Source organism: Aquirhabdus parva (genome assembly GCF_003351745.1).
Taxonomy (GTDB): domain Bacteria; phylum Pseudomonadota; class Gammaproteobacteria; order Pseudomonadales; family Moraxellaceae; genus Aquirhabdus; species Aquirhabdus parva.
The window spans coordinates 1227715-1251179 of sequence record NZ_CP031222.1 but is presented as its reverse complement, the minus strand read 5'-3'; the positions used below and the strand labels follow the sequence as shown (position 1 = coordinate 1251179).

Sequence of the window (23465 nt, the reverse complement as noted above, 5' to 3'; positions counted from 1 at the left end):
GCAATTAAGCTGATTGATCATCTTCATATAGAATCTTTAAATCGCTTAGCGACCAAGCACCTGAGCCAGTGCTTGTAAGAAACGCTGGTTTTCTTCAGCGGTTCCAATGGACACGCGAATATAGTCAGGCAATCCATAGCCACCGATCGGACGCACAATCACACCCAGTTTCAATAAGTCCTGAAAAACTTGTGCACCATTACGCTCAACGTGAATACTTAAAAAGTTAGCTCGAGAAGGAATCCAAGTTAAGCCCAACGTTGTACAGCCCGCTTCTAGCTGCGCCATACCTGCATGGTTTAAAGCACGGGTTTGCGCAAGAAAGTCTGTATCGCCCAGTGCTGCATTAGCTGCAGCTAAAGCAAAAGAATTCACGTTGAAAGGTTGACGCACACGGTTAAGTAAATCTGTGACCTCTGCGGTTGCTAATGCAAACCCAACACGAAGCGATGCTAAGCCGTAGGCCTTTGAAAAAGTACGACTGATCAATAAATTAGGGTATTGCTTCAGAAACTTTAAACTATCGAAGTTATCTGGAAAGTACTCAACATAAGCCTCATCCAAAACAACCAAGACTGACTTTGATACCGATTGCATAAAAGTCGTGAACTCAGCTTCTTCAAACCAAGTACCCGTAGGGTTATTTGGATTAGCTAAAAAAACCACTCGAGTATCCGCACGCACGGCTTTTGCGATTGCAACAAGATCATGGCCAAAATCTTTAGCGGGAACTTCGATACCTGTCGCCCCTACTGCTTGAGTGACTAAAGCATAGATAGCAAATGCATGCTGGCTATACACCACACTATGATCAGTAGAAACAAATGTACGCGCGACTAGCTCTAAAATGTCATTTGAACCATTGCCCAAAGTAATTTGAGGCATCGCTACATTAAACGTTCTCGCAATAGTCGCTTTTAAGGTGTAGCCACTGCCATCTGGATAGCGACCTACTTCAGCCAGTTCATCTTGCATCGCTTGTTTAGCCAGCGGCGAGCAGCCTAATGGATTTTCATTACTCGCAAGTTTAATGATGTCATCTAAGCCTAACTCTCGCTTGAGCTCATCTATCGGTTTTCCCGTTTGATAGGGAGCTATGTTAGTTATCCCTTGATTGGCCGCTTGAAGGCTTAAAGAGGCTTGAGTATTGTTATTCGCATCTAGAGTCAGCATGTTCATTTCCAACAAATTCTTAAAATCAAATAAACGTTCAAATGAACGTCCACATCAGTCTTACAGGACGGCACGCGGATATGAACCCAACACACGCAGCTCTTTCACCGTGGCGCTGATCTCATCAAGTGCCGCACGTACATGAGGCTGATCCTGATGACCGACCAAATCTATAAAGAAAACATAGGCCCATTTATCAGGTAATGCAGGACGTGTTTCAATACTTGTCAACGAGATTCCATGCTTTGCAAATGGCTGGAGGATATCCAGTAATGCACCCGCCTTATCATGCGCAGCGATCAGCAACGAGGTTTTGTCATCACCGCTGACGGGTACAGCCTCGCGACCAATGATCAAAAATCGGGTCGTATTATTTGGATTGTCTTCGATCTTGGCATTAAGAATCGTTAAATCATATTCCTTGGCAGCGACTTCACCTGCAATAGCTGCAGAATGCCACTCGCTTTTAATCTTTCGTGCCGCTTCCGCATTCGAGCTCACCGCAACACGTTCAGCTTTAGGGAAATGTCCATCTAACCATTTACGACACTGCGCTAAAGATTGCTGATGCGAATAAATACGGGTAATCGAATCAACACGAGTGGTATCGCTGATCAATAAATTTTGATGGATACGTAACTCTACTTCGCCAATCACATTAAGTGGTGAGGAAATAAAACTGTCTAAAGTATGATTCACCACACCTTCGGAGGAATTTTCAATCGGCACTACACCGTAATGGGCATTACCCGACTCCACCTCACGAAATACCTCATCAATATTCGCAATTGGTACCGTCACCGCATCGGCGCCAAAGTGCTTCAGTGCAGCGCCTTGTGTAAAGGTCCCTTGAGGTCCAAGATAAGCGACTGTCTGAGGCGCTTCTAAGGCCAAACAGGCTGACATGATTTCCCGAAATAGACGCGCTACCGTTTCATTAGACAGAGGACCTTGATTCCGCTGCATAACTGCACGTAAAACCTGTGCTTCACGTTCTGGGCGATAAAACAAAGGGCTATCTTCATTGGCCTTTTTCGAGATTGCAACATGCTCGGCAAGCGTCGCACGCTCATTCAATAAACGGTGGATCTCTTGGTCTACCGAGTCAATCCGAGTGCGGATTTGGTCTAATGAAGGTTTGGTTGAATTAAACAGCCAACCATTTTTTGCGGTGCCATTTGTTGTACTATCGCTGTTACTCATCAGCGTTGTTTCCTTGTCTAATCAAGAATAATTCATGGAAGTGATACATTGCACGGCTTTGGAATACGATGACGATTGATCAAAATAAATAATGATCCTGTTGATCTCAAAGATGCACAGAACTCTTAGTGTAGCAAAAAAACCACTAAACGGCAGGCACAGCCCTGTCAAAACATCATCAAACCTGTCTAAAATCGAACAAATAGTATTGCCTAATAGAACTCAGAGTGAACTCATATGACAAACAACACGACACAGACACTTTTATCTCAACTGCAAAGCATGACTACCGTCGTCGCTGACACGGGTGATATCGGTGCAATTGAGCGGTTTCGTCCTATCGATGCTACAACGAATCCTTCATTAATTACGGCTGCAGCATCATTACCCTCAAGCTTACCACTCATCGAAGAAGCGCTTCATGATGCGCGCGCGGAAGGCTTAGCCGCGGATGCCTTGGTGGATCGTGCCATCGATTTACTTACGGTACGCTTAGGCATCGAAATCCTCAAACTCATCAAAGGCCGCGTATCTACAGAAGTCGATGCTCGCCTATCCTACGACACCGCAGAAACCATTGCCAAAGCACACGAACTCATTGACCTGTATGCACAAGCAGGTATTGATAAATCACGAGTGCTTATCAAGATTGCTGCAACTTGGGAAGGTATTCAGGCTGCACGGGCTCTTGAGCTAGAAGGCATTCATTGTAATTTGACCCTGATCTTTGGCCTACATCAAGCCATTGCGTGTGCTGATGCGGGAATCACGCTCATTTCGCCTTTTGTTGGTCGAATTTTAGATTGGTACAAGAAGCATGATGGCAAAGACAGCTATCCAATCGAACTTGATCCAGGTGTGCTCTCAGTACGAGAAATTTATGCATACTTCAAACAGCATGGTCACAAAACCGAAGTCATGGGTGCGAGTTTCCGGAGCATCGCTCAGGTGACTGCTCTGGCAGGTTGTGATCTATTGACCATTGCCCCGGCTTTACTTGCTGAGCTCTCGGAAGAAACCGGCGTCCTCACTCAACAGCTTTCTATTGAAAATGCAAAGCAACCGCCGATTGCGTCGATTGATATGACCCAAGAAGTCTTTGAAAAAATGCACAACGACAACCTCATGGCTTTTGAGTTACTCCAAGGTGGTATCGGAGGCTTTGTTAAAGCCCGAGAACAACTGACGAGTCAACTTCGTCAAATGGCTGGAATTCCTGATATTCACCGCTAATCTGCCAATGACTTCGGCTTATTGTCATGATGAAATAAGCCGACTGATACAATCAATACTGATAATAACTTCAATATTTTAAGCAATACTGATTCATGGAGAGCACTTTTTGAACTCACTGCTAAGTCCAGAACTCAACTTATCCCGTAATAAAAGAATTGCAACAGTGTTACTTGTAACGATGGTTGTAATCTGGTTGGTTCTACTCTTCTCCAGTCGCTTTTTCCCACAATATAATGGTGTTATTCATATTCTCACCTTAGGGGCAGAGGCTGGCGTGGTTGGAGGCTTGGCAGACTGGTATGCCATCACTGTTCTCTTTCGTGACCCCTTTAAGCATATCTGGGTACCCAAATTCATTCGTGAACACACCGAGATTATTCCGCGGAATAAAGCACGGATTGCGGAATCAATGGGACGCTTTGTTCAAGAAAACTTTCTGGCCCCCCAGATCGTTCGCAATAAGCTCGAAGCAATTGATATGTCGCTCTACGTCGCAAATTGGCTCGCAGAACCAGCAAATGCCAAGATGCTCTCTGAAGAACTTAAACGTCTGGTTCCGCGTTTCCTCAAGATTGCTCAGAACGAAACGATTAATCAATTTATCAAACAAAGCTCCGTTCAATGGCTGAGTGAGACCCCTATCAATCAAGCCGTTGCGCGCACGATGAAAGCTGTGTTTGATAATAAAATCCATCAAGATGTAATCAGTTTAATTTTAAATAGCGTCGATAACTGGATTCATAATAATCCAGAGTATGCTGAAGAGATTATTCAAAAAATATTGGATGAAACTGGGGTGTTCGGACACCTGTCCCGTGGTGCAACTATTCTCGGTTTTGATGTAAAGCGCAATGTGGTTTGGGGCGTACTCCGCACAGTTCGTGATCTCAATACGCAGCCGGATCACCATATCCATTTGATGCTTAATCACTCCATCGCCCAGTGGATGACTGCACTTGAAGATGATAACTCTGAAGAATCTCAAAAACTAGAGGCGTTCAAACAAAGCCTCGTGCAATCGCCAACCGTGGTTGCTTTTGGTTTTCACATCTATGAAAGCATCATGCAAGGCATCATCGAAGATCTACAATCTGAGCAATCCGCAATCAGCCGTAGTCTGCAAGGCTTGATGATGCGGATTGGCAATCAACTCGCTTCCGATATTGCCGTACGCCAAGCCTTAAACCATGAAATTGCCCAGTTCGCCGAATATGCAGCCAATCGCTATGCAGATACGGTGATTCAATATATCAGCGAGCAAATCCACAACTGGGATACGCGCGATATGATTGGTAAAATTGAATCCGAAGTGGGTGGCGACTTGCACATGATCCGTGTCAACGGTGTCGTAGTCGGTTTTATGATTGGGATTATTTTGGGGTTGGTGCGGTTTGCGATTGAGGGGATTGGCTAAAGCATCTTTCAAAAGAAATCAGCAGGGATGACGTTTCCGCCATCCCTCAATAAATCACCCCGCCTTCTGCAAATTTGCCAAAGTCTCGACGACGCTGCTCGACGTCACTTGACCTTGTAAGCCATCAATCACAGCTTTCACTTGGGTACGCAGTGGCTCTTTGAGTGTATACCAACGTGATAAGACTTGTAGAATACGGGAACCTAAAATCGGATTCTTCGCATCTAAGGTCTTCGCTAGATTCACATAAAATTGTGCTCCTTCGGTTGTCCAGACTGCGACTGGGTTGGTGGCAAAATTACCTGTAATCGAACGCACACGATTTGGCGTATTAAGATCAAACTGAGGATGCTGACTCAAGCGCGTAATTTCACCGATCGTTGCATTAGGCTTACTGGCCTGCAAACCAAACCACAAGTCGATGGCTAAGGCTTCATTCTCAAAGCGCTGATAAAAATCTGCAAGTTTAGCGTCATGATCGACAGCATCATAATTAACCAGTTGACGCAATGCGCCCAAACGTTCAGTCATACATACCGCGGCATCATACTGCTGACTGGCATGAGTCAATGCATCTGCAACACCTGCACGGCTAGCAAAGGCAAGAACCGCATTGCGCAGTGCGCGCTGCCCCATAGCTTCACTGGTATCCGCATAAGGCACGATAGGCAATGCTGCATATGATGCAGACCAAAAATCTTTGAGTTCGGCTGCAATCGCATTCATCAACGTTTCACGGGTAGAACGAACCGCGACTGGGTCATAATTGCTGTCAATGCGACTGGCAATGAAGGTTTCAGTCGGAATATCCAGTAAACGTGAAGCCAATAGAGGATCGACACTGGCGACTTTTGGCAGCGTTACAAGTAACGCTTCTAGATACGCACTCGCATCATGCCCTTGCAATAAAATACGTTCAAGAAGCTGCTGTGCGGCCTGCCACTGATTAAAACCATTGGTCTCATACTGCATCAGGAAAGCCAACTCTTGATCTTGATAATCAAAATTAAGCAAGACAGGCGCTGAGAAATCCCGCAATAACGAAACAATCGGTTGGCTTGAGATATGCTCAAATACAAAAACCTGTTTACTCTGATTCAGCATTAAAACTGTTTCTGTTTCCCCTTGTGCATCAAGCAACAACGGTTGACCTGTTTGTTGATTAAACAATGCGATCTTGACCGGAATGGGTAATGGCTGTGGTGCTGGATAGTTGGGTTTCTTTGGAATACTCTGTGACAAAGTCAACGTGTAGCGACGTGTCTCGGCATCATAAATACCCTGTCCAGTCACAACTGGCGTGCCAGGTTGGCTATACCAAGGCAAGAAGTTCCATAAGTCAGTACCCGACCCATCACTCAGACTACCAATCAAATCCTCAACCGTGACCGCTTCACCATCATGACGACGGAAGTACTCATCAGTCCCTAAACGGAAATTTTCTTCGCCAAGCAATGTCGCCATCATACGGACAATTTCGGCACCTTTATCGTATACCGTGGCGGTATAGAAATTATTGATTTCCACAAAATGATCAGGACGCGGTGGATGAGATAGCGGGCCTGCATCTTCTGCAAATTGGGCTGATTTTAAGCTTGAGACATCATCAATACGCTGAACAGCAGGTGACTGCAACGTATCAGAGAAACTCTGATCACGAAATACCGTGAAACCCTCTTTCAGACACAATTGGAACCAATCCCGACAAGTAATACGATTACCGGTCCAATTGTGAAAGTATTCATGGGCAATCGTCGACTTCACATAGAAATTCGAGGCATCCGTTGACGTCTCTGGACTGGATAATACGCAAGACGTATTGAAGATATTTAAACCCTTATTCTCCATTGCACCCATGTTGAACTGACTTACTGCCACGATCATATAATTATCGAGATCATAGGCACGGCCATAATGCTCCTCATCCCACAGCATGGAATCTTTCAGCGCCTGCATCGCGACATGACATTTTTCAATGTCTTTTTCTTCGGTATAAATCTCAAGTGCAACAGGCTTGCCTTCCATCGTAGTGAAGCTATCTTTGAGTACAGCAAGATCGCCCGCGACACACGCAAATAAATAACTCGGCTTTTTAGTCGGGTCCTGCCAGATCGTATAGTGACGATCCCCACCGACTTGACCTGCTTCGATCAGATTGCCATTGGCCAACAACGTTGGATATTGATTATCGGCTTCAAGACGTGTGGTATAAACAGCTAATACATCCGGACGATCAGGGAAAAACGTGATTTTACGAAAACCTTCAGGCTCATTTTGTGTGCAATACATACCACCAGATTTGTATAGCCCCTCGAGTTGCGTATTATTTTCAGGATGAATGCGAACTTCGGTTTTGACTGTGCATTGATCTGGAGCATTCAAAATCGTGAGCGTTTCTTTATCCAAACTATAGCTGCTAGGTGCTAAATCTGAGCCGTTTAACTGTACATTGAGCAGCTCTAAATCACGGCCCAGTAGCACAAGCTCACCAGCATGCAAACGCTGCATTTCCAATGTACTAACCACAAGTGTCTCGGTTTCATGAATACGAATATCCAAATCAATCGTGCTCACACCAAATACAGGCGGCTGATAATCCTTAAGATAAATAGTCGGATGTACCGCATGATCATCGGGATTGACGGCAATATTCATGTTCATTAGTTCCTAATTCGTTAAATGATTTTTCACAATGTAATAAAGCAATAATGCCCGATTAAACGCGCACTTTTAACTCGTAACCACCGAACTTGCGCAAATTCAATACGCCAGTATCCAGTAACAAATACTGACCTTTAATGCCGTTAAGCTTGCCATGAATCACAGGTTTCTTATCAAAATTATGCGCCGTCACTTTAGCCGGGTAATGGCTTACCGGATAAGAGAACTCACGAATGCGCTCATCAGAAAGCATGACAAGCTCGTGTGGTGATTCTTGCTGCAATTGATCGAGTTCTACGCGATGTTTTTCGATCAATTGATCCCGGATAGCGATTAAATCAATAGGGTCTGCTGCACCTTTGAGCAAAGCTCTCCAATCTGTCTTATCCGCGATATCTTGCGCAAGTAAAACCTCAACGAGGCCTGAAAGTTTACGACTATTCACCTGCATAATCGGTAAAGCTTGTGTAGCCCCTTGATCAAGCCAGCGCGTAGGCATCTGGGTAATCCGCGTAATGCCAACCTTGGGTGCAGATGAATTTGCGAGATAAACAATATGGGGCTGAAAGCAGACATCTAAAGCCCAATCGGGTTCTCGGCATGTTCCCAAATGGAAATGACAAGTCTCAGGCTTCATCATGCACATATCGCATGATGCTTTGCTGATTAAGCACTTATAGCAATGTCCTTGCGAATAAGACTTTGGTGTTTTGGTTCCACAGGACAAACAGAAAATCCGACCGGTCCACTCAAGCTCGATCTCCTGACCAATGCTTGAGGTCAAAGGACAATCAAATGAACCCAAGACCAAATGATACTCAACGCTTGCAGCCAGCGTGCCACGATCTGTTTCAACGGTCTCACCTAATGCTGTGCGCATTTTATGGCAAATGCCTTCGTATTCCATAACTTGTTCCTATTGTGCTGCTTTATTGCATCGAGAATATTTTGCAAATCAGTCGCATTGTTTAATTGCGTTTTTTGATTCGGTGATCAAATAATGAGGGCGGATTTCTCTATTTTAATAGTGATTTACCTGCCATTAACCAAATCGCCACTGAATAAAATGGCTTAATCTTGATGATCAGTGCATTGCAATGAGATTGAGTGCGTTATTATAGACAAAGATTGCTGCGGTACTTGATGTATCGTCATTAAATGCATCAATGATTACTTCGCAAGCCATCATAATAAAACATGCCACCCGCAAAAGGATTTAGCCCAATGCCCTCATCTCAATTGCCTCCTCAGATTTTGCCACTGATTCATCGCTTGGCTGAGGAAAAACCCATTGAACATGGACTACTGATCTCTCGTGAACTGGCATCACTGAAAGAATGGAGCGCAGGATGGCCTGGAGAATGGCAACAACAAGAGCTCTGGCTGCTGACCAGCCTGCCCTTTCAGCAACGCTTTGACCTAGCCGTCATTGTGCTGGACCAAGCTTACTTAGATGAAAATACCTTCACAAAACTTGTGCCTAACTCAACCCTTGCCAACTCCCCGCACACCACTGCAACGCATGTCATCACCCATGGACTTACTCATTTACGCGACTTACTAGCCAGACGTGTGCTAGTCGTAGCTTTTGGGGATCAGTCTGCAGGACTGCGCGCATTGGGTTTTAGCCAAATCGAACAAATCGAAGGCTGGGAACTCTGGCAATTCAACATATTAGAATATAAACAAACGCCAGACTGGCTTAACTCACGCTATTGGGCGAATCCTGAAAACTGGGGAAAATATCGCTGGTAGTCGGGAGCATGATTGATCTGGATCGATGGTTAACACTTCACTGTTGATGCCTTATCAAAACCACCCGAATCTGCTAATATTTGCGCCATTTTCGAGTCTGTGATTGTCTACATAAGCCTTGGCAATCACATTTGACCCAATCAATTGCGAAACAATTCAGAACATCAGTCTTCTGACGTTCGTTACACTTCTTAGGAGCTCTCCACCATGGCTGGACATTCCAAATGGGCCAATATTAAGCATCGTAAAGCGCGCCAAGACGCATCAAGAGGCAAAGTATTTACCAAATATATCCGCGAACTGGTCAGTGCTGCAAAGCAAGGTGATGCAGATCCTGCAAAAAATCCAAAACTGCGTGCCGTCGTTGAAAAAGCACTGTCTGTAAACATGACCCGTGACACCATCAACCGCGCGATTCAACGGGGTGCAGGAAACACCGAGAGTGATGACCTGAAAGAAATTAGCTATGAAGGCTATGGTGTTGGCGGTGTTGCAGTTCTCGTGAACACCATGACAGACAACATCAATCGTACCGTTCCCGAAGTACGCCATGCATTTAGTAAAACAGGTGGCAACTTAGGCACGACTGGATCGGTTGCTTACCTGTTTACCCAACGCGGTGAAATTCGCTTTGACGATGTCTCACTTGAAGACAAGATCGTTGAAATTGCATTGGATGCGGGTGCTGATGATGTCGAGACCGATGCCGACAGCATCACTGTAATCACAACGCCCGAAGCCTTTGGTGAAATTCAGGACGCGCTCGCGGCAGCAGGTTTAAAATCAGATAACGCTGAAGTGACAATGCACCCATCAACTCAGGCCGATATCACCGATGTTGAACAAGCACAAAAAATCTTAAAAATGATTGATATGCTTGAAGACTTGGATGATGTACAAGATGTGTATACCAATGCCAACTTCTCTGATGCGGTAATGGCGGAATTGAATAAGTAAGAAGTCTATATCTTATCTCTAACGCTTTACCTTTAAGCGTTAGAGATATCTTAAAACTCTAAATCACTGCCCGCGCCAATCTACTCTTGCCTTACGCTCATGTGCATAGATTCGGGTTACGTACTGCCCAAATGGTCGTGCTAAAAGCTCGGCTTGATATACAGCAAGAGGCTCCGGTGGAATAATATGACTGGGCGGAACCCAAGGTGTGCCAACAGGACCAAATATCGGCGCGGCCATCGCGCACACAGCAATATCTGCCAAACTAAAAGTCTTACCAACTAAATATCCTTGCTTGCCATCAGCACCATTCGCAAGCAAAGCGGCTTCAATTTCATTGATCAGTTGACTTAGTTTTTGTTTAGATTGCTCAGCTTTCTCTGGGTTAATTTTATAAAGTTGACGCATGCCTTGTTTGAGCATGAATGCAGAAATTGGTCTAAAGGTGCGCATCAGACCTTTTTCACCGATGACGATATCTATGGTGTGTGGCTCTTCAAGCAGATATAAAAACATCCAGCGTCTGACATGATAACCAAGCTCAGTCGCTTTTTTATCAAGCTTAATTGTAGACGTACGCTCTTTGGGATCACTACTAATTAAAGGTTTCTCCGCATACACACCATCAAGATATAGCGCAATCTCGCTAGAGTCCGCAATCCATACGTTATCATCATGCAGCATCGGTAAGGTGTCACTGCTGGCATGCCAACGCGTCGATAGGCGATGGGGTCCCGGAATCATGTTTCTGGCGACATAGTCGAGTTCTTTATAATCCAACAACCAGCGTGCTTTTTCACAATAATGAGACAAAGGAAACTGATACAAAGTCCGCATGGCTAAAAGCCCTCAAAGAAACAAAAAGATAATGCTTAAAAATCACAGCTTAAAATGATACTGCTCAAGATGTTGAACAATAGCACACAGAGTTTGGTGTATAATACGCGCCAATTTCATATTCATTTAAACAAACATATACCCACTACTCTGGGCATTTTTTCAATCACGTGCACAAAATAGTCAGTGCAAAGTACTGCTTGCGCAAGCCTATACGGATTGGCAACTTTATACTAGATGCATCGCTATAGGCGCGTCTGACACCATCATCAGGATCATTAACATGGGTTTTAATTGCGGCATCGTTGGCTTGCCAAACGTCGGTAAATCTACACTATTCAATGCATTAACTAAAGCAGCCATCGCCGCTGAAAACTTCCCATTTTGCACTATTGAGCCGAATACCGGTATCGTTCCTGTGCCTGATCCACGCCAAGATGCATTAGCTGCTATCGTCAAACCTGAACGTGTGATGCCAACCACGATGGAGTTTGTTGATATCGCAGGTTTAGTCGCTGGCGCAAGTAAAGGTGAAGGTTTGGGAAACCAATTCCTCGCCAACATCCGTGAAACAGATGCGATTGCACACGTCGTGCGCTGCTTTGACGATGACAATGTCATTCACGTCGCCGGAAAAGTCGATCCCTTAGATGATATTGCCACCATCAATACTGAACTGGCACTTGCAGACTTGGATGCTGTGGCAAAAGCAATTTTGCGCGCGACTAAATCAGCTAAAGGTGGTGATAAAGACGCAATCGCCATGAAAGCAGTTTTAGAGAAAATTGAACCTGTTTTAAATGAGGGTCGTCCTGCTCGTGCAGCAGATCTATCCGATGATGAACGTAAAGTTGTACGTGGTATGGGTCTCATGACCTTGAAGCCGACCATGTATATCGCAAACGTTGCAGAAGATGGTTTTGAAAACAACCCCCATCTCGATGCCGTACGTAAATTGGCTGCTGAAGAAAATGCAATCGTGGTCCCGCTTTGCAATCAAATTGAAGCGGAAATTGCACAGCTTGATGAAGATGAAAAAGCTGAATTTTTAGAAGCGATTGGAATGGAAGAACCGGGTCTTAATCGCGTTATTCGTGCCGGTTATTCTCTACTTGGCCTGCAAACTTATTTCACAGCAGGCGTTAAAGAAGTACGCGCTTGGACTGTACAAGTGGGCGCTACTGCACCACAAGCTGCAGGCGTTATTCACACCGATTTTGAAAAAGGTTTTATTCGTGCCGAAGTCATCGCCTATGACGACTTTGTCGGCTTTAAAGGTGAAGCTGGCGCTAAAGAAGCTGGAAAATGGCGTTTAGAAGGTAAAACATATGTTGTGCAAGACGGTGATGTGATGCACTTCCGCTTTAATGTCTAAAGTCAGCATCATCTTTTATTGATTCGCCCTAAGCCCCCTTGTCAAAAAGACAAGGGGGTTTTTCTTTATCCTTCAACCATACGCCAATCATCTTTACTCTCACCTTTCTCTGCGCCATCTGCCAATAACCCATGACGTTTGAGCATGGTACGCATCACATTGCGGGTCACTCCGAGTAATGCAGCACTATGCACTTGGTTCTGGCGGGTGTAGCGAAAAGCCTCCTGCACCACAAGACTTTCAAAACTCTCAAATAAATCAGGCTGCCCCTGCTCAAACGCTATACTTAATAGGCGTGCGATATCGGCTAAAGGGTCTGCGCGAACCTCTGTAGATGTAACGACATTGGGTAATGGCTCTTGCCAATGCCGGCTGGGTTGCTTTTCAGCACCCCATCCCCCCTTCACCTTCAAATGCTCAGGTCGAACCTCAGAGGTCTCTGCAACCAATAATGCAAAATGAATGACATTCTCTAGCTCGCGGATATTGCCCGGCCATGCATATGACAATAACGCTTCGCGCGCATCACTGGTGAGATGGGCGGTGCCGATGTTCATCCGTTTGCTGTATTGTTTGATGAAGTGATTCGCCAGTGGCAGGATGTCACCCGGTCGTTCACGCAGCGGCGGTAGATGGACTTGGGCGATGTTGATGCGATACAGCAGGTCACGTCTGAAATGTCCGGCATTCACAGCGGCATCCAAATCAACGTTGGTGGCAGCCACAAAACGTACATCTACCGGAATTGGTTTACGTGAGCCAATGCGCACGACTTCGCGCTCTTGCAGGACGCGGAGCAGTTTGACTTGCAGATGCAGCGGTAAATCGCCAATTTCATCCAAAAATAAGGTGCCCCCTTGTGCGGCTTCAAACCAGCCTTCGCGGCGACCTGTTGCGCCAGTAAAAGAACCGGCTTCATGGCCAAACAATTCACTTTCGGCCAGTTGGTCGTTAATAGCACCACAATTAACGGCGAGGAAGGGTCCTTTGCGTCCACTGAGTTGATGGATGTGACGAGCGACCAGTTCTTTACCTGTACCCGTTTCGCCAATGATCATGACGGGAGCTTCGCTGGGCGCGAGGCGCTCAATCAACGTCAGCAGACGACAAGACACGGGGTCGGTAAACACCAGTGCTTTGGCACGGATGCTCAGCGGCTGGGCATTGGTGCCTTCAAGCGATAGGACGATGGGTCGGTGCCAAACTTCATCTCTCATCAGGGTATCCAAATAAGCAAGTGATGTAATATTCAAGCAGAATTTCTAATTAATATAGTAATTCACAAAAACACTTGAACTTATACATATTGCTTTATTGTATATCGCAGTAATTACTATCTTTTCAACAAAATAGAACCAAATGGAAAAATTAATATCCATATTATTCAGCAGACTAAGCCTCAACTTATTCAAGAAACATCATGAGGTTAATTTATAATAATAACTTAGATTAAAATTTCATATGTAGCGTGGCTCTTAGCTCTCGTGGCTCTCCAGGATGAACCGTAATGCCACTCGGAACAACTGGACTTGTTGGGGTAACTTGATAGTCTTGCTGATAGGCAATGTCATAATATTTACGGTTAAACAGGTTCAAGACATCTACAGATAATGACAATCGTGGCGTCAGCTCACGCTGTACCCGCAAATTGGTAATCGTGCTCGAAGGGGTCTTCAGTTCACCATCCTGTGACAAGGGATAGCCACCGATATAACGTGTTTCTAGACTCGTTGACCAACCGCCTTGATTGCGTAATGTCGCCCGCAACAGACCCACTTTACTGACCGCATTCGGAATTAAATTACCGATGTCACCATTTGCATCTTTATCCGCATAGCGTGCATGTGTCCACGCAAAATCAGCATCTATCAACAACCACTTATTCACAATTATGTGATTGTTCCACTCGACACCATAGCGTTTACTTGCACCATTAGGTTCTGTTGTGCCTGCTTCTGAAACATACACCAACTCTGAATCACTATCTAAGCCCCAAACCGCCACAGAACTCTGCAAACCATCGATGATCTCGGTACGCAGTCCGATTTCCTTACCCGTACTGCCGACCAATGCCGGAACCGGCTCGACTGACTCACCTGTTCTCGCATCAACTTGATTAATCACGCCACGCGCATCGTTACTATGTATCCCTTTACCATAATTTAAAAACAGTTCAGTTTTCTGCCATGGCCCAAAAATTAAAGACAGCTTTGGCGAGAACTTGGTCCCTGTGGCATCGCCACTATTGAGTGCGTTGGTATGCGAATCGCGATTTAATTGTAGACGATCTTGACGTCCACCTATGACAGACTTAAACCATGGAGTCCACTGCGTAGTATTTTGCAGATAAGCACCTAGCAAGGTCTCATTGATCTGATCATCGGTCACTAAGTTAGTACGGATGCGTTTGTCGGTATTGGCTAAACCGACATGCGTTGTATCATAACGAAGTTGTAAACCAGCCTCAGTTGTTGAAGGCAAGCCAAAGAGGCTCTGCTTCCAACCTTGTACAAGCTGGCCGCCATAATAATTGCGAGTTTCAAACTGCTCAAATTGATCTCCTTGAATCGGGTTTAATTCAAAGTAGGTAAAATTCGACCATAGCTGTAAGTGATAACGCTGGGCAAATGCAGATACTTTGCTATAGCCCTGCTCATCATCACGATGCCACTCTCCCGATAAAATGGCGCGTGTTGAGTCACCACCATCACTATCATCCAATGCCGCATAGCGTCCGATCTGTCCAGACTCAATCAACTCTAGAGGCACCTGATCTGTAGAGTGCCAATGTGCCTTATAACCGACCCCATCAATTGACCATCCCTGACTGGTATCTCCATCACTCAGCTTAAGCAATCCATTAATTTTATGAAGTTTTTCTGGGGAATCCCAAGGACCGTTATTTTGTAATAACTCAAGTCCTCCCAGCACCGTTGGACCACTTTGATTAGCGGATAGATGCGTCGATCCCGCTAATAATGCACGGCGATAATTATCGGCACCTACGGTCAAATCAAGAATATTGTGATCTAGGCTGTTGCGATACTTAATATTGGCAGATCCAGCAGATGAGAAATCACCATTTTCAGCAAAATAAGGACCTTTGCGATAATCAATGCGCTGTACCAGTTCAGGAATCAAATAATTAATATCGGTATAGCCCTGCCCATGGGCATTGGTTGGAATGTTGACAGGAACGCTATCGATACTCGTTGCAAAGTCAGTCCCATGATCCAGATTATAGCCCCTTAAAAAGTACTGATTGGCTTTGCCATCACCCGAGTGCTGAGATACCACCATACCGGGAACACTTTCTAGGACCTCGCCTGGCCTCAGGATCGGAATATCGGTGAGTAGATAACCATTAATCACGCCTTGCGATGCCGCATCAGAGGTGCCTACCCCATTTTTATAATGTGAGCCAGTTACAGTGATCTGAGAGATCCCATCACCCTCTGCAACAGCAATACGACTCAATGCCCAAAGTGCAAGCGTTAGTGTCGAGAGCTTTAATCTTATAGCCATCAATTGAATACCTAATGCAGAAAAAAAATAAAAGTATTAGCAGTGGTCATTCCCCGACGACCACCGCTGACATAGTTTTGTTTAATTAATATTTAGTTTTAAATACTAGACCGATATAACGACGTGCGCCGATGCCGTCATAACCCACAGGAGAGGAGTTACTGAAGCCATTGATACTCGTCGTATATTTGGTATCAAATAAATTCTTTGCGATCAGATCGACTTCGAATTTATTTTTGTTGTAATTGCCAACCACACCGAGTCCGCCATCAACCAGGGTATAACCTGCTTGACGACCATATATGGATAGTTGGGACTCCAGATTTTGGGACGTACGCGCCACAGCATTGATATAACTATGGAAACTCAAACCACCAAAGCCCAAATGGGTCTGGTAATCTGCTCCCACTACACCCGTAACTTTAGGTGCCCCGACAACTTGTTTACCGGTGTTATTACAGACAGCCACACTGACAATTTCAGCAGGGCACGTTGCGGTAGACCAATCTGAATAGATCGCATCGTTATAAGCTAAAGAGAAGTTTAAATTTAGGTCATGCGATGCAGCGTAACTTCCTTCAATTTCTACACCACGTGCACGAATTTCAGGAATATTCCCGAGCACAGAGCTATAACCTGTCGATGACGTAGAATCCAATATGCTGGTTGTTGCTTGGTAATCTTTCACCGTGGTTTGATACAAATTGACGTTTAGCAACAACCGCTTGTCCAAAAGTAAGCTTTTTACACCCAGCTCAAAATCCAAGGATTTTTCAGGATCAACATTCAACGGTGTGCCATTCGACTTAAATTGAACTGAGCCTGATTTCTGACCGGATGAGGCCGAAGCGTAGAGCAAAACATCTTTATCAAGCTGATAGCTCGGACTCAACAGCCAAGAGACCGAGTTATTGTTGATATCTTGCCCATGAACTAAGCCATAAACAGTGCCAAGCTGTGATGCACGGATTGCATCAGCAGCAGCATTTCCTGTTGAAACCAATGCTGACCCATCATAGAAACTGGCATTTTTTTGGCTATCACTACTCTTCTTTTCATTGGTATCACGTAAACCAAAAGTCAATGTTGCCTTATCATTCAAATGCCAATTGGCCTGTCCAAAAGCAGCAACGCTATCCGTTTGTGGAGTCGTCAGTGTGGTGGAATACACTTGATTAAGAGATGAACTGAGTAAATATTTATTTGATTTCAACGAACTGTATTGGCTATTCGACGCATAAAATGCACCTGCGTCTTGACCATAAAGCGTACGGGAAGTTGACTCAGTTGAATCATGTAAGTAATACAAGCCCACCTGATAATCCAGCACCTTACTTGGCGCCGAGGTTAAGCGGAACTCTTGAGAGAATTGCTCATGGTCAACCAGGGTTCCGCCCTGATTGATATCAAATTTGGTTTGATCACTGTCATTGTTCGCATCAAAATGCAGCTTACGCCCAGCCGTAATGGACGTGAAGGTTAAATCACCCAGATCCCAATCAATCGTCAAAGATTCGCCACTGTTATTGGTGATCAATGGTCGAAGCTGCGCGACATCGATTTCATTCCAAGACCGATCACCGACTACTGGCACATAACCCCCAAAATAATCACGCGATAATCGAGAGGTATAGGTCAGTTTATTAGATGCTGTGCGAGACGATCCATCCGCAAAAGTCAGTGGGTCAATCATAAATGGCTTAGTGTTGCTATATTCTTTGCTTTGCGCTTCATCCAAATTCAATCGGATGTTCAAATTTTCAGTTGGCTTCCATAAAAACTGTAGGCGACCACCGAAGCGATTTTTCTCATGAACATTACCTCCCAAAGGGCTAATATTTTTTAAATCGCCCTGCTGCTGATCAACAAATACGGAGGCACGATATGCCAAAACATCATCAATCAAAGCATCAGATCTTGAGGCTTTCAGTTTAAGCGCTTCTTTGTTCAGGCCACCTTCAACCTCAAATGAGCCTTGTGGTTTAAAGCTGGGTAACTTACTGACATAGTTAATCGCACCCATCGTCGTGTTCTTGCCCAGCAACGTTCCTTGTGGACCACGTAAAACTTCAACACGATCTAGATCGGTAAAATCCTGATAAGACATTCCCACATGAGATAAGAAAACATTGTCGACAATCACGCCAACTGCGGCCTCCATATTGTCATTCCCACTGGCCTTTCCTATCCCCCGAATGGAAATCCCCGTACGGCGTGCATTCGGTGTGGTTGCCGTAAGTCCCGGAGCTTTACGGGTCAAATCATCGACACTCACGATGCCATCGCGATCTAGCTGCTTACTGCCAATGACTGAAACAGGTACTGGGATATTTTGTGCCAGCTCCTCACGATTACGCGAAGTCACAACAATTGATTCAATATGTTGTGAAGTATCAGAATCTACAGGGGTATTACTATTTTGAGACGATGTGCCATTGCTTACAGGAGGCACATCTCCCTCAGCTGCAAAACTCAGTGCAGAGAAACCCATGGATAAACTGGCAAGCATAACCGCAGAAGATAATAAATTGCGCTGAAAACGTTTATGTAAAGTTTGATCGTTAGAAAACATCGTAAATCCTAATGGCTTATGAAAACGGGATAAGCCTATGGATTGCAACGGGTATGCCACTCTTAAAAATTTATCTACATGAAATTTATATTATTATTTTATAAATACTTAATTAATCAAAAGATCTACCAAGCAGTCAAATAAAGGAATTTTTCAGCCTTTTGATCAAATCTAAATGTTGTGATTTACACAGTGTTACATATCAAAATGTTTGATCTACAACAGTTGGTATGGAGAGAATATTAGCTATAGAACCATTTTCGGATAGCGATAAGCACAAAAAGTCCCTTTTAGTATCTCTATAAAAAGGGACTTATCTTCGACCAGGAATTGATAGGAATGATACCGTTCTAATCGTTATTCAAGCCATTTAGAGCTTGGATTTAAAAGTCACCCCAAACCAACGGGGGATATTAGGCGTGTAAGAATTCCAACCATCGGTATGGTAGCTTGTGTTGAGCAGGTTCTTCACGACCACCGAGACGTCAAATAGACCATCTTTTCGTCCGATACCGACACCCAGATCTAGTAATCCATACGCATCATAAACATCGTAGGACGAAGGACTGGTCGCATAACTACTGGTAAATTTGTAATCAGCGCTGGTATGAAAAACCTTATCACCAAAGACTTGAACCTTATAATCAGCCGCTAAATTTGCAGTAAACTTGGGCGCAGAGTTGAGCACGCTGCCTTTCGCGTTATAGTACTTCTGAAAGACCTTCCCAGTACTGTCCACTTCGTTGGGTTTAGCCAAGTACGTATCCTTAGAATAGTACGCATCGTTATATGCAGCCGATAAACTGAGCGTTAGATTCTGTAAGCCTGTGTACGCTGCATCAATTTCAAGCCCCTTAACCCGCACCCCAGGCAAGTTTCCAACTACACTCTGAAACTGCTGTGCATCGGCAAGTGAAACACTGGGATTGCTCGCTAAGAATGCTGCTGTTCCGATCGGATCAGGAATATTGACTGTCGTTTGGAAATTCTTAATGTCATTAAGAAAAATGTCCGAATTGATGGTTAAGGTATTATTCAATAAATTTAGACGTAAGCCCAATTCATAACCATTGGTCTGCTCCTTATCAACAGTAGATGTCGTCCCATTAACCGCAAACTGAGACATCCCCCCTTTCTCGCCGTACTGCAATGTTCCATAGGCAGAGACCGTATCATTAAACTTATTCGTTAAACTTGCATTCCAGCTTTTAATATTACCCTCCCAAGCTGGCGCATCTGTCACTGGATAAAGTGATGCAGGTGTTAGAGTACCGTTACGAACCTGAGCCCCAGAGAGCAACTGGTTCTGCTGCGCTGTACTTAAGTTGGCCCAAGTCGAACCGAAATATCGTGCAGCAAGCCGATCAGCAGCTGCCGCGCCTCCTTTAGCAATGGCTTTGGTACTTGAGCTATTCCCAAAAGCGGTCGTGAAATCACTGCCTACACCCGGGTCTAGTAAAAGCACACCTTGGGAAGTTTCACGATCCTCATGAGAAAAACGGACACCCGTATTTAAAGTTAAAGGATCGCTTAAATGCCAATCGGCTTGCGCAAACAGAGCCGCACTCTTATTTTTGACGTAAGTCTGCGTGCCTTTATAAGCAAAATTCAAAGAGTCTTTCAGGATTGTCTGACCTGAACCTGTTGTTGCCAGGCTGTTATACAGCGCATCACTCGCTTGGAATGCGCCAGCATCATTGCCATAACGCGTACGGCTAATCGAATCATTATCCGTGCTTAAGAAATATAATCCAGCGAGGTAGTCAACAAACTTGCCTTTTTCCGAAGATATACGAAACTCTTGGCTAATCTGGGAGTAATCCGTAATGTACCCCCCGCTCTTGGTAATATCAAAAGGTGTTCCTTCGTCATTGGCGGCACTAAACCAATGGCTACGATAGCCTGTAATAGATTGCAGATCATGGCCCGCTACATGCCAATTTAAATTAAGCGTTGCACCTTTCGACCCGGTAATGATGGCACCGTTATTATCCACATCCACAGGGTTGTTATAGTAATCACGCGCGGTATTCCAAAGTGTCGGATCATTATTAAACCAAGGCCGCAGATACTTCTTATAAGTCGTATCGACTGAAGCCACGGGACGCGCTACTCCATCACTAAATACGGTAGGTTCAGCATGTTTTACGGTTAAACCATTAACAAACTCACTGCCTTTAGGCTGGTTTTCTAGGCTCAGCTTGGCAGTAAAATCATCGGTTGGTGTCAGTAAAAATTGGACGCGACCAAAAGTGCGATCAACGTTTTGATAACTGGCTCGCCCTTTTAAATCGGGGAAGGTATTCCCATATGCACCGTCACCCTGTTCACGCTGAAAAGTTCCCCGCCAAGCCAATAGATCGTCAATCACTGGGCCGCCCACTACAGCAGAAGTAATCAATCGATTCCACTCACCATACGTTAAAGCAAAATTAGCTTCTGGGGTGAAAGTCGGTGCTTTGGTATTAAACGTAATTCTGCCAATATTTGAGGGCTTACCCCCTTGTGTTCCTTGAGGACCCCGAGTGACGTCAACCGTATCGATATCAGTAAAAACATAGCCATTCACCAATGGTGTATAACCCAGACTTACGCCATCAAGTACGGTACCAATGGTTGGGTCAATTTGATCACTTGAACCCGTTGTAATCCCCCGTAAAGTCAAGCTACCTGTTCTAGGGTTACCGTAGTTAAAGTTGACATTACCCACTCGTCTAAGGACCTCAGTAATGTTATTAGCACCCAAACGATCCAACTCCTCCCCTGAGACAATTGAGACCGATTTAGGAACATCTTTAAGGTTATCGAGCAAGACTTTTTGTTTACGCTGACGCTTACCTGTGACCACAACGCCATCAATTTTTTTTGCCTCCTCTTCATCTTTTTTAACCTGCTGATCAGGAGATGAAGCTAGAACATTTGTATTCGATGCAGCCAAATCCGTTTGTGGATTGTTCTTTTGTTGACTTGCAGCGAGCTCCTTCTTGAGTTGTTCAATTTGGGACTTTAAATCAGCAATAACCGAATCATCTGCGGCAAAGGACATTTGACTTGCTGAAAGCTGAAATAATATTGCCAACACAGCCAAGGTAATTGGCTTATAACTAAAAAGCGATACCTTCTTACTTTTTTCCAGCAAAAATTCATTAACATAATTGTTCACGACTAACTAACTCCCCAGTAATAATTTACTTAAGAGTTATTGCAACCAACGTACCAAAAGTTACATAAAATAATTAAATTAAAAACAAAAATAAATCATTGTAAATTAACAAATAATTCATACATTAATTTTAATAATTTACATATAAATTATATAGATGAATTCAAATAAACAAAAAAATTTATTCGTGATGTTTTTTAAACACTTCAAGAAATCATAAAACACTAATATATTTATTTATGTTTATTATATAAAAATAATTTATAAAATTTATAAAAAACTAATTTGATAACTATATAAAATATGATTCAATTTTTTAATTAAAAAAAAATCATTAAAAAAAGGAGGCTTTAAGGTGAAATCCAATCAAATATGGGATTTACCCACACGTTTATTTCACTGGCTTCTCGTCATTGCGATCATCGGGGGATTTATCAGTGAAAAATTCAATGCGATGGATTTACATCGTCAATTCGGCATCACCATTGGAGGATTACTGGTATTTAGATTGATGTGGGGGATCATTGGAGCTAGGCATTCTCGATTCACGGCGTTTTTTCCGACGCCCAAACGCTTAAAACTGTACATAGAAGGGAAATGGACAGCTGAGGGACATAATCCCTTCGGAGCACTTGCTGTGTTGTTATTGCTTGGCATACTGATGATACAAGTCGCTACAGGGCTATTTTCAAATGATGACAGCACATTTTTTGGTCCGCTAGCGGAACTCATCAATAAAGAAATCAGCGATCGTTTAACGCATGTCCATCGATTCTTAGAGTATCTGATCCTCGGCTGGATCATCGTACATTTAATCGCGATTAGCATTCATGTATGGATCAAAAAACATCCCATTATCAGGCCAATGATTACTGGAGGAAAAAGCCACTCTGAATCAATGGATAAAAAATATCTCGGCGGAGCTTTTGCATTAATTTTATCAATCTCAATTGCAATATTCGTGACCTACATCATGACCGGTTCTTGGATTTCTAAGCCTCAACCGTTAGCTGTCACATCAACGCCAAATTTCTAATTCAATTCAGAGAGAAGAGAGTGTATAGCCCCCCTCCTCTCTATCAACGCTTAGTTATTCTTTGCTCTAAAATTATCGTGACACCCTTTGCAAGTTGCCGATAGCTTGGAATACTGATCTTTAATTGCCTCTTTGTTTCCAGTTGCGGCAACTACGGCCAGCGTATTGGCTTCCTTGTTAAAGTTCCCAGCTACTTCAGCTAATTTACTGGCATAAGCAGGATCAAAGGCCTCAGATTTAAGCTTGGTCTCATGAAAACCAGTCCCTTGATCGGTTCCTTTAACATATAAAGCCCCTAAACCAGAGTTTGCAATCGCTTGAATTGCATTAGCTGATTTGATCACCTCTTCTTTATTAAATGTTCCTGCTGGATCAAGTGCTGCTCTGATTTTGGCGCTATTCCATCCGAGAAAAGCATAAGCTGCCTGTCTTGATTTAATAATCTCTTCAGGTCGACTCTCCGCATAAACAGCCCCAGCAATTACAATTGCACAAAAAACAACAATAAGATGTTTTGTATTCACGATGCCCCCTTTTTTTTATAAAACGTCATCAAGT

Annotated in this window: 16 protein-coding genes; 6 read left to right on the top strand and 10 right to left on the bottom strand. The window is 44.0% G+C overall.

What is annotated here, in order from left to right; genetic code table 11:
• Positions 1 to 45: 45 nt before the first annotated feature.
• Both hisC and pheA read right to left on the bottom strand, forming a co-directional pair.
• Positions 46 to 1173, bottom strand: coding sequence for a histidinol-phosphate transaminase (hisC, locus tag HYN46_RS05545; RefSeq protein WP_114898455.1), 1128 nt, complete (start codon positions 1171 to 1173; stop codon positions 46 to 48).
• 60 nt (positions 1174 to 1233) lie between these two features.
• Positions 1234 to 2376, bottom strand: a complete 1143-nt coding sequence (gene pheA, locus HYN46_RS05540; protein ID WP_114898454.1) for a prephenate dehydratase — start codon at positions 2374 to 2376, stop codon at positions 1234 to 1236.
• A 237-nt stretch (positions 2377 to 2613) separates the two neighbouring features.
• On the opposite strand from pheA, the gene tal reads away from it, so the two are divergent.
• Together tal and HYN46_RS05530 are read left to right on the top strand one after the other, a co-directional pair.
• Complete coding sequence (gene tal, locus HYN46_RS05535; RefSeq protein WP_114898453.1) at positions 2614 to 3609, top strand: transaldolase; 996 nt, start codon at positions 2614 to 2616, stop codon at positions 3607 to 3609.
• A gap of 109 nt (positions 3610 to 3718) precedes the next feature.
• Complete coding sequence (locus HYN46_RS05530; protein WP_114898452.1) at positions 3719 to 5026, top strand: DUF445 domain-containing protein; 1308 nt, start codon at positions 3719 to 3721, stop codon at positions 5024 to 5026.
• Between the two features lie 54 nt (positions 5027 to 5080).
• Here the strand turns inward: HYN46_RS05530 and pepN are convergent, their stop codons facing one another.
• Together pepN and HYN46_RS05520 are read right to left on the bottom strand one after the other, a co-directional pair.
• Entirely contained in the window at positions 5081 to 7681 is a 2601-nt protein-coding gene (pepN, locus tag HYN46_RS05525) for an aminopeptidase N (protein ID WP_114898451.1), read from the bottom strand.
• A 61-nt stretch (positions 7682 to 7742) separates the two neighbouring features.
• A complete protein-coding gene (locus HYN46_RS05520; protein ID WP_114898450.1) occupies positions 7743 to 8594 on the bottom strand; it encodes a DUF2797 domain-containing protein in 852 nt (283 codons plus the stop codon).
• A 317-nt stretch (positions 8595 to 8911) separates the two neighbouring features.
• Between HYN46_RS05520 and HYN46_RS05515 the strand changes: the two genes are divergently transcribed.
• Both HYN46_RS05515 and HYN46_RS05510 read left to right on the top strand, forming a co-directional pair.
• Complete coding sequence (locus HYN46_RS05515) at positions 8912 to 9442, top strand: DUF6231 family protein (RefSeq protein ID WP_114898449.1); 531 nt, start codon at positions 8912 to 8914, stop codon at positions 9440 to 9442.
• Positions 9443 to 9649: 207 nt separating this feature from the next.
• On the top strand, positions 9650 to 10399 hold the full coding sequence (locus HYN46_RS05510) for a YebC/PmpR family DNA-binding transcriptional regulator (protein WP_114898448.1): 750 nt from the start codon (positions 9650 to 9652) through the stop codon (positions 10397 to 10399).
• Between the two features lie 63 nt (positions 10400 to 10462).
• Here the strand turns inward: HYN46_RS05510 and HYN46_RS05505 are convergent, their stop codons facing one another.
• Positions 10463 to 11236 (bottom strand): glutathione S-transferase family protein, encoded by a 774-nt coding sequence (locus HYN46_RS05505; RefSeq protein ID WP_114898447.1) that lies wholly within the window; start codon positions 11234 to 11236, stop codon positions 10463 to 10465.
• A gap of 283 nt (positions 11237 to 11519) precedes the next feature.
• On the opposite strand from HYN46_RS05505, the gene ychF reads away from it, so the two are divergent.
• Entirely contained in the window at positions 11520 to 12611 is a 1092-nt protein-coding gene (gene ychF / locus HYN46_RS05500) for a redox-regulated ATPase YchF (RefSeq protein WP_114898446.1), read from the top strand.
• 65 nt (positions 12612 to 12676) lie between these two features.
• Here ychF and HYN46_RS05495 read toward each other — a convergent pair whose 3' ends face one another.
• The 4 genes from HYN46_RS05495 to HYN46_RS05480 all read right to left on the bottom strand — a co-directional run bounded on the left by HYN46_RS05495 (position 12677) and on the right by HYN46_RS05480 (position 21871).
• Positions 12677 to 13828 (bottom strand): sigma-54 interaction domain-containing protein, encoded by a 1152-nt coding sequence (locus tag HYN46_RS05495; protein WP_114898445.1) that lies wholly within the window; start codon positions 13826 to 13828, stop codon positions 12677 to 12679.
• Between the two features lie 232 nt (positions 13829 to 14060).
• Positions 14061 to 16136, bottom strand: coding sequence for a TonB-dependent receptor (locus HYN46_RS05490; RefSeq protein ID WP_114898444.1), 2076 nt, complete (start codon positions 16134 to 16136; stop codon positions 14061 to 14063).
• Between the two features lie 85 nt (positions 16137 to 16221).
• The gene (locus tag HYN46_RS05485) at positions 16222 to 18708 is read right to left on the bottom strand and encodes a TonB-dependent receptor (RefSeq protein ID WP_114898443.1); all 2487 of its coding nucleotides are present in this window, start codon (positions 18706 to 18708) and stop codon (positions 16222 to 16224) included.
• 370 nt (positions 18709 to 19078) lie between these two features.
• On the bottom strand, positions 19079 to 21871 hold the full coding sequence (locus HYN46_RS05480; protein ID WP_114898442.1) for a TonB-dependent receptor domain-containing protein: 2793 nt from the start codon (positions 21869 to 21871) through the stop codon (positions 19079 to 19081).
• Positions 21872 to 22226: 355 nt separating this feature from the next.
• On the opposite strand from HYN46_RS05480, the gene HYN46_RS05475 reads away from it, so the two are divergent.
• Positions 22227 to 22907: a cytochrome b/b6 domain-containing protein gene (locus tag HYN46_RS05475; protein ID WP_162818093.1), complete on the top strand. Its 681-nt coding sequence runs from the start codon at positions 22227 to 22229 to the stop codon at positions 22905 to 22907.
• Between the two features lie 50 nt (positions 22908 to 22957).
• Here the strand turns inward: HYN46_RS05475 and HYN46_RS05470 are convergent, their stop codons facing one another.
• Entirely contained in the window at positions 22958 to 23431 is a 474-nt protein-coding gene (locus HYN46_RS05470) for a c-type cytochrome (protein WP_114898440.1), read from the bottom strand.
• Positions 23432 to 23465 lie beyond the last annotated feature (34 nt).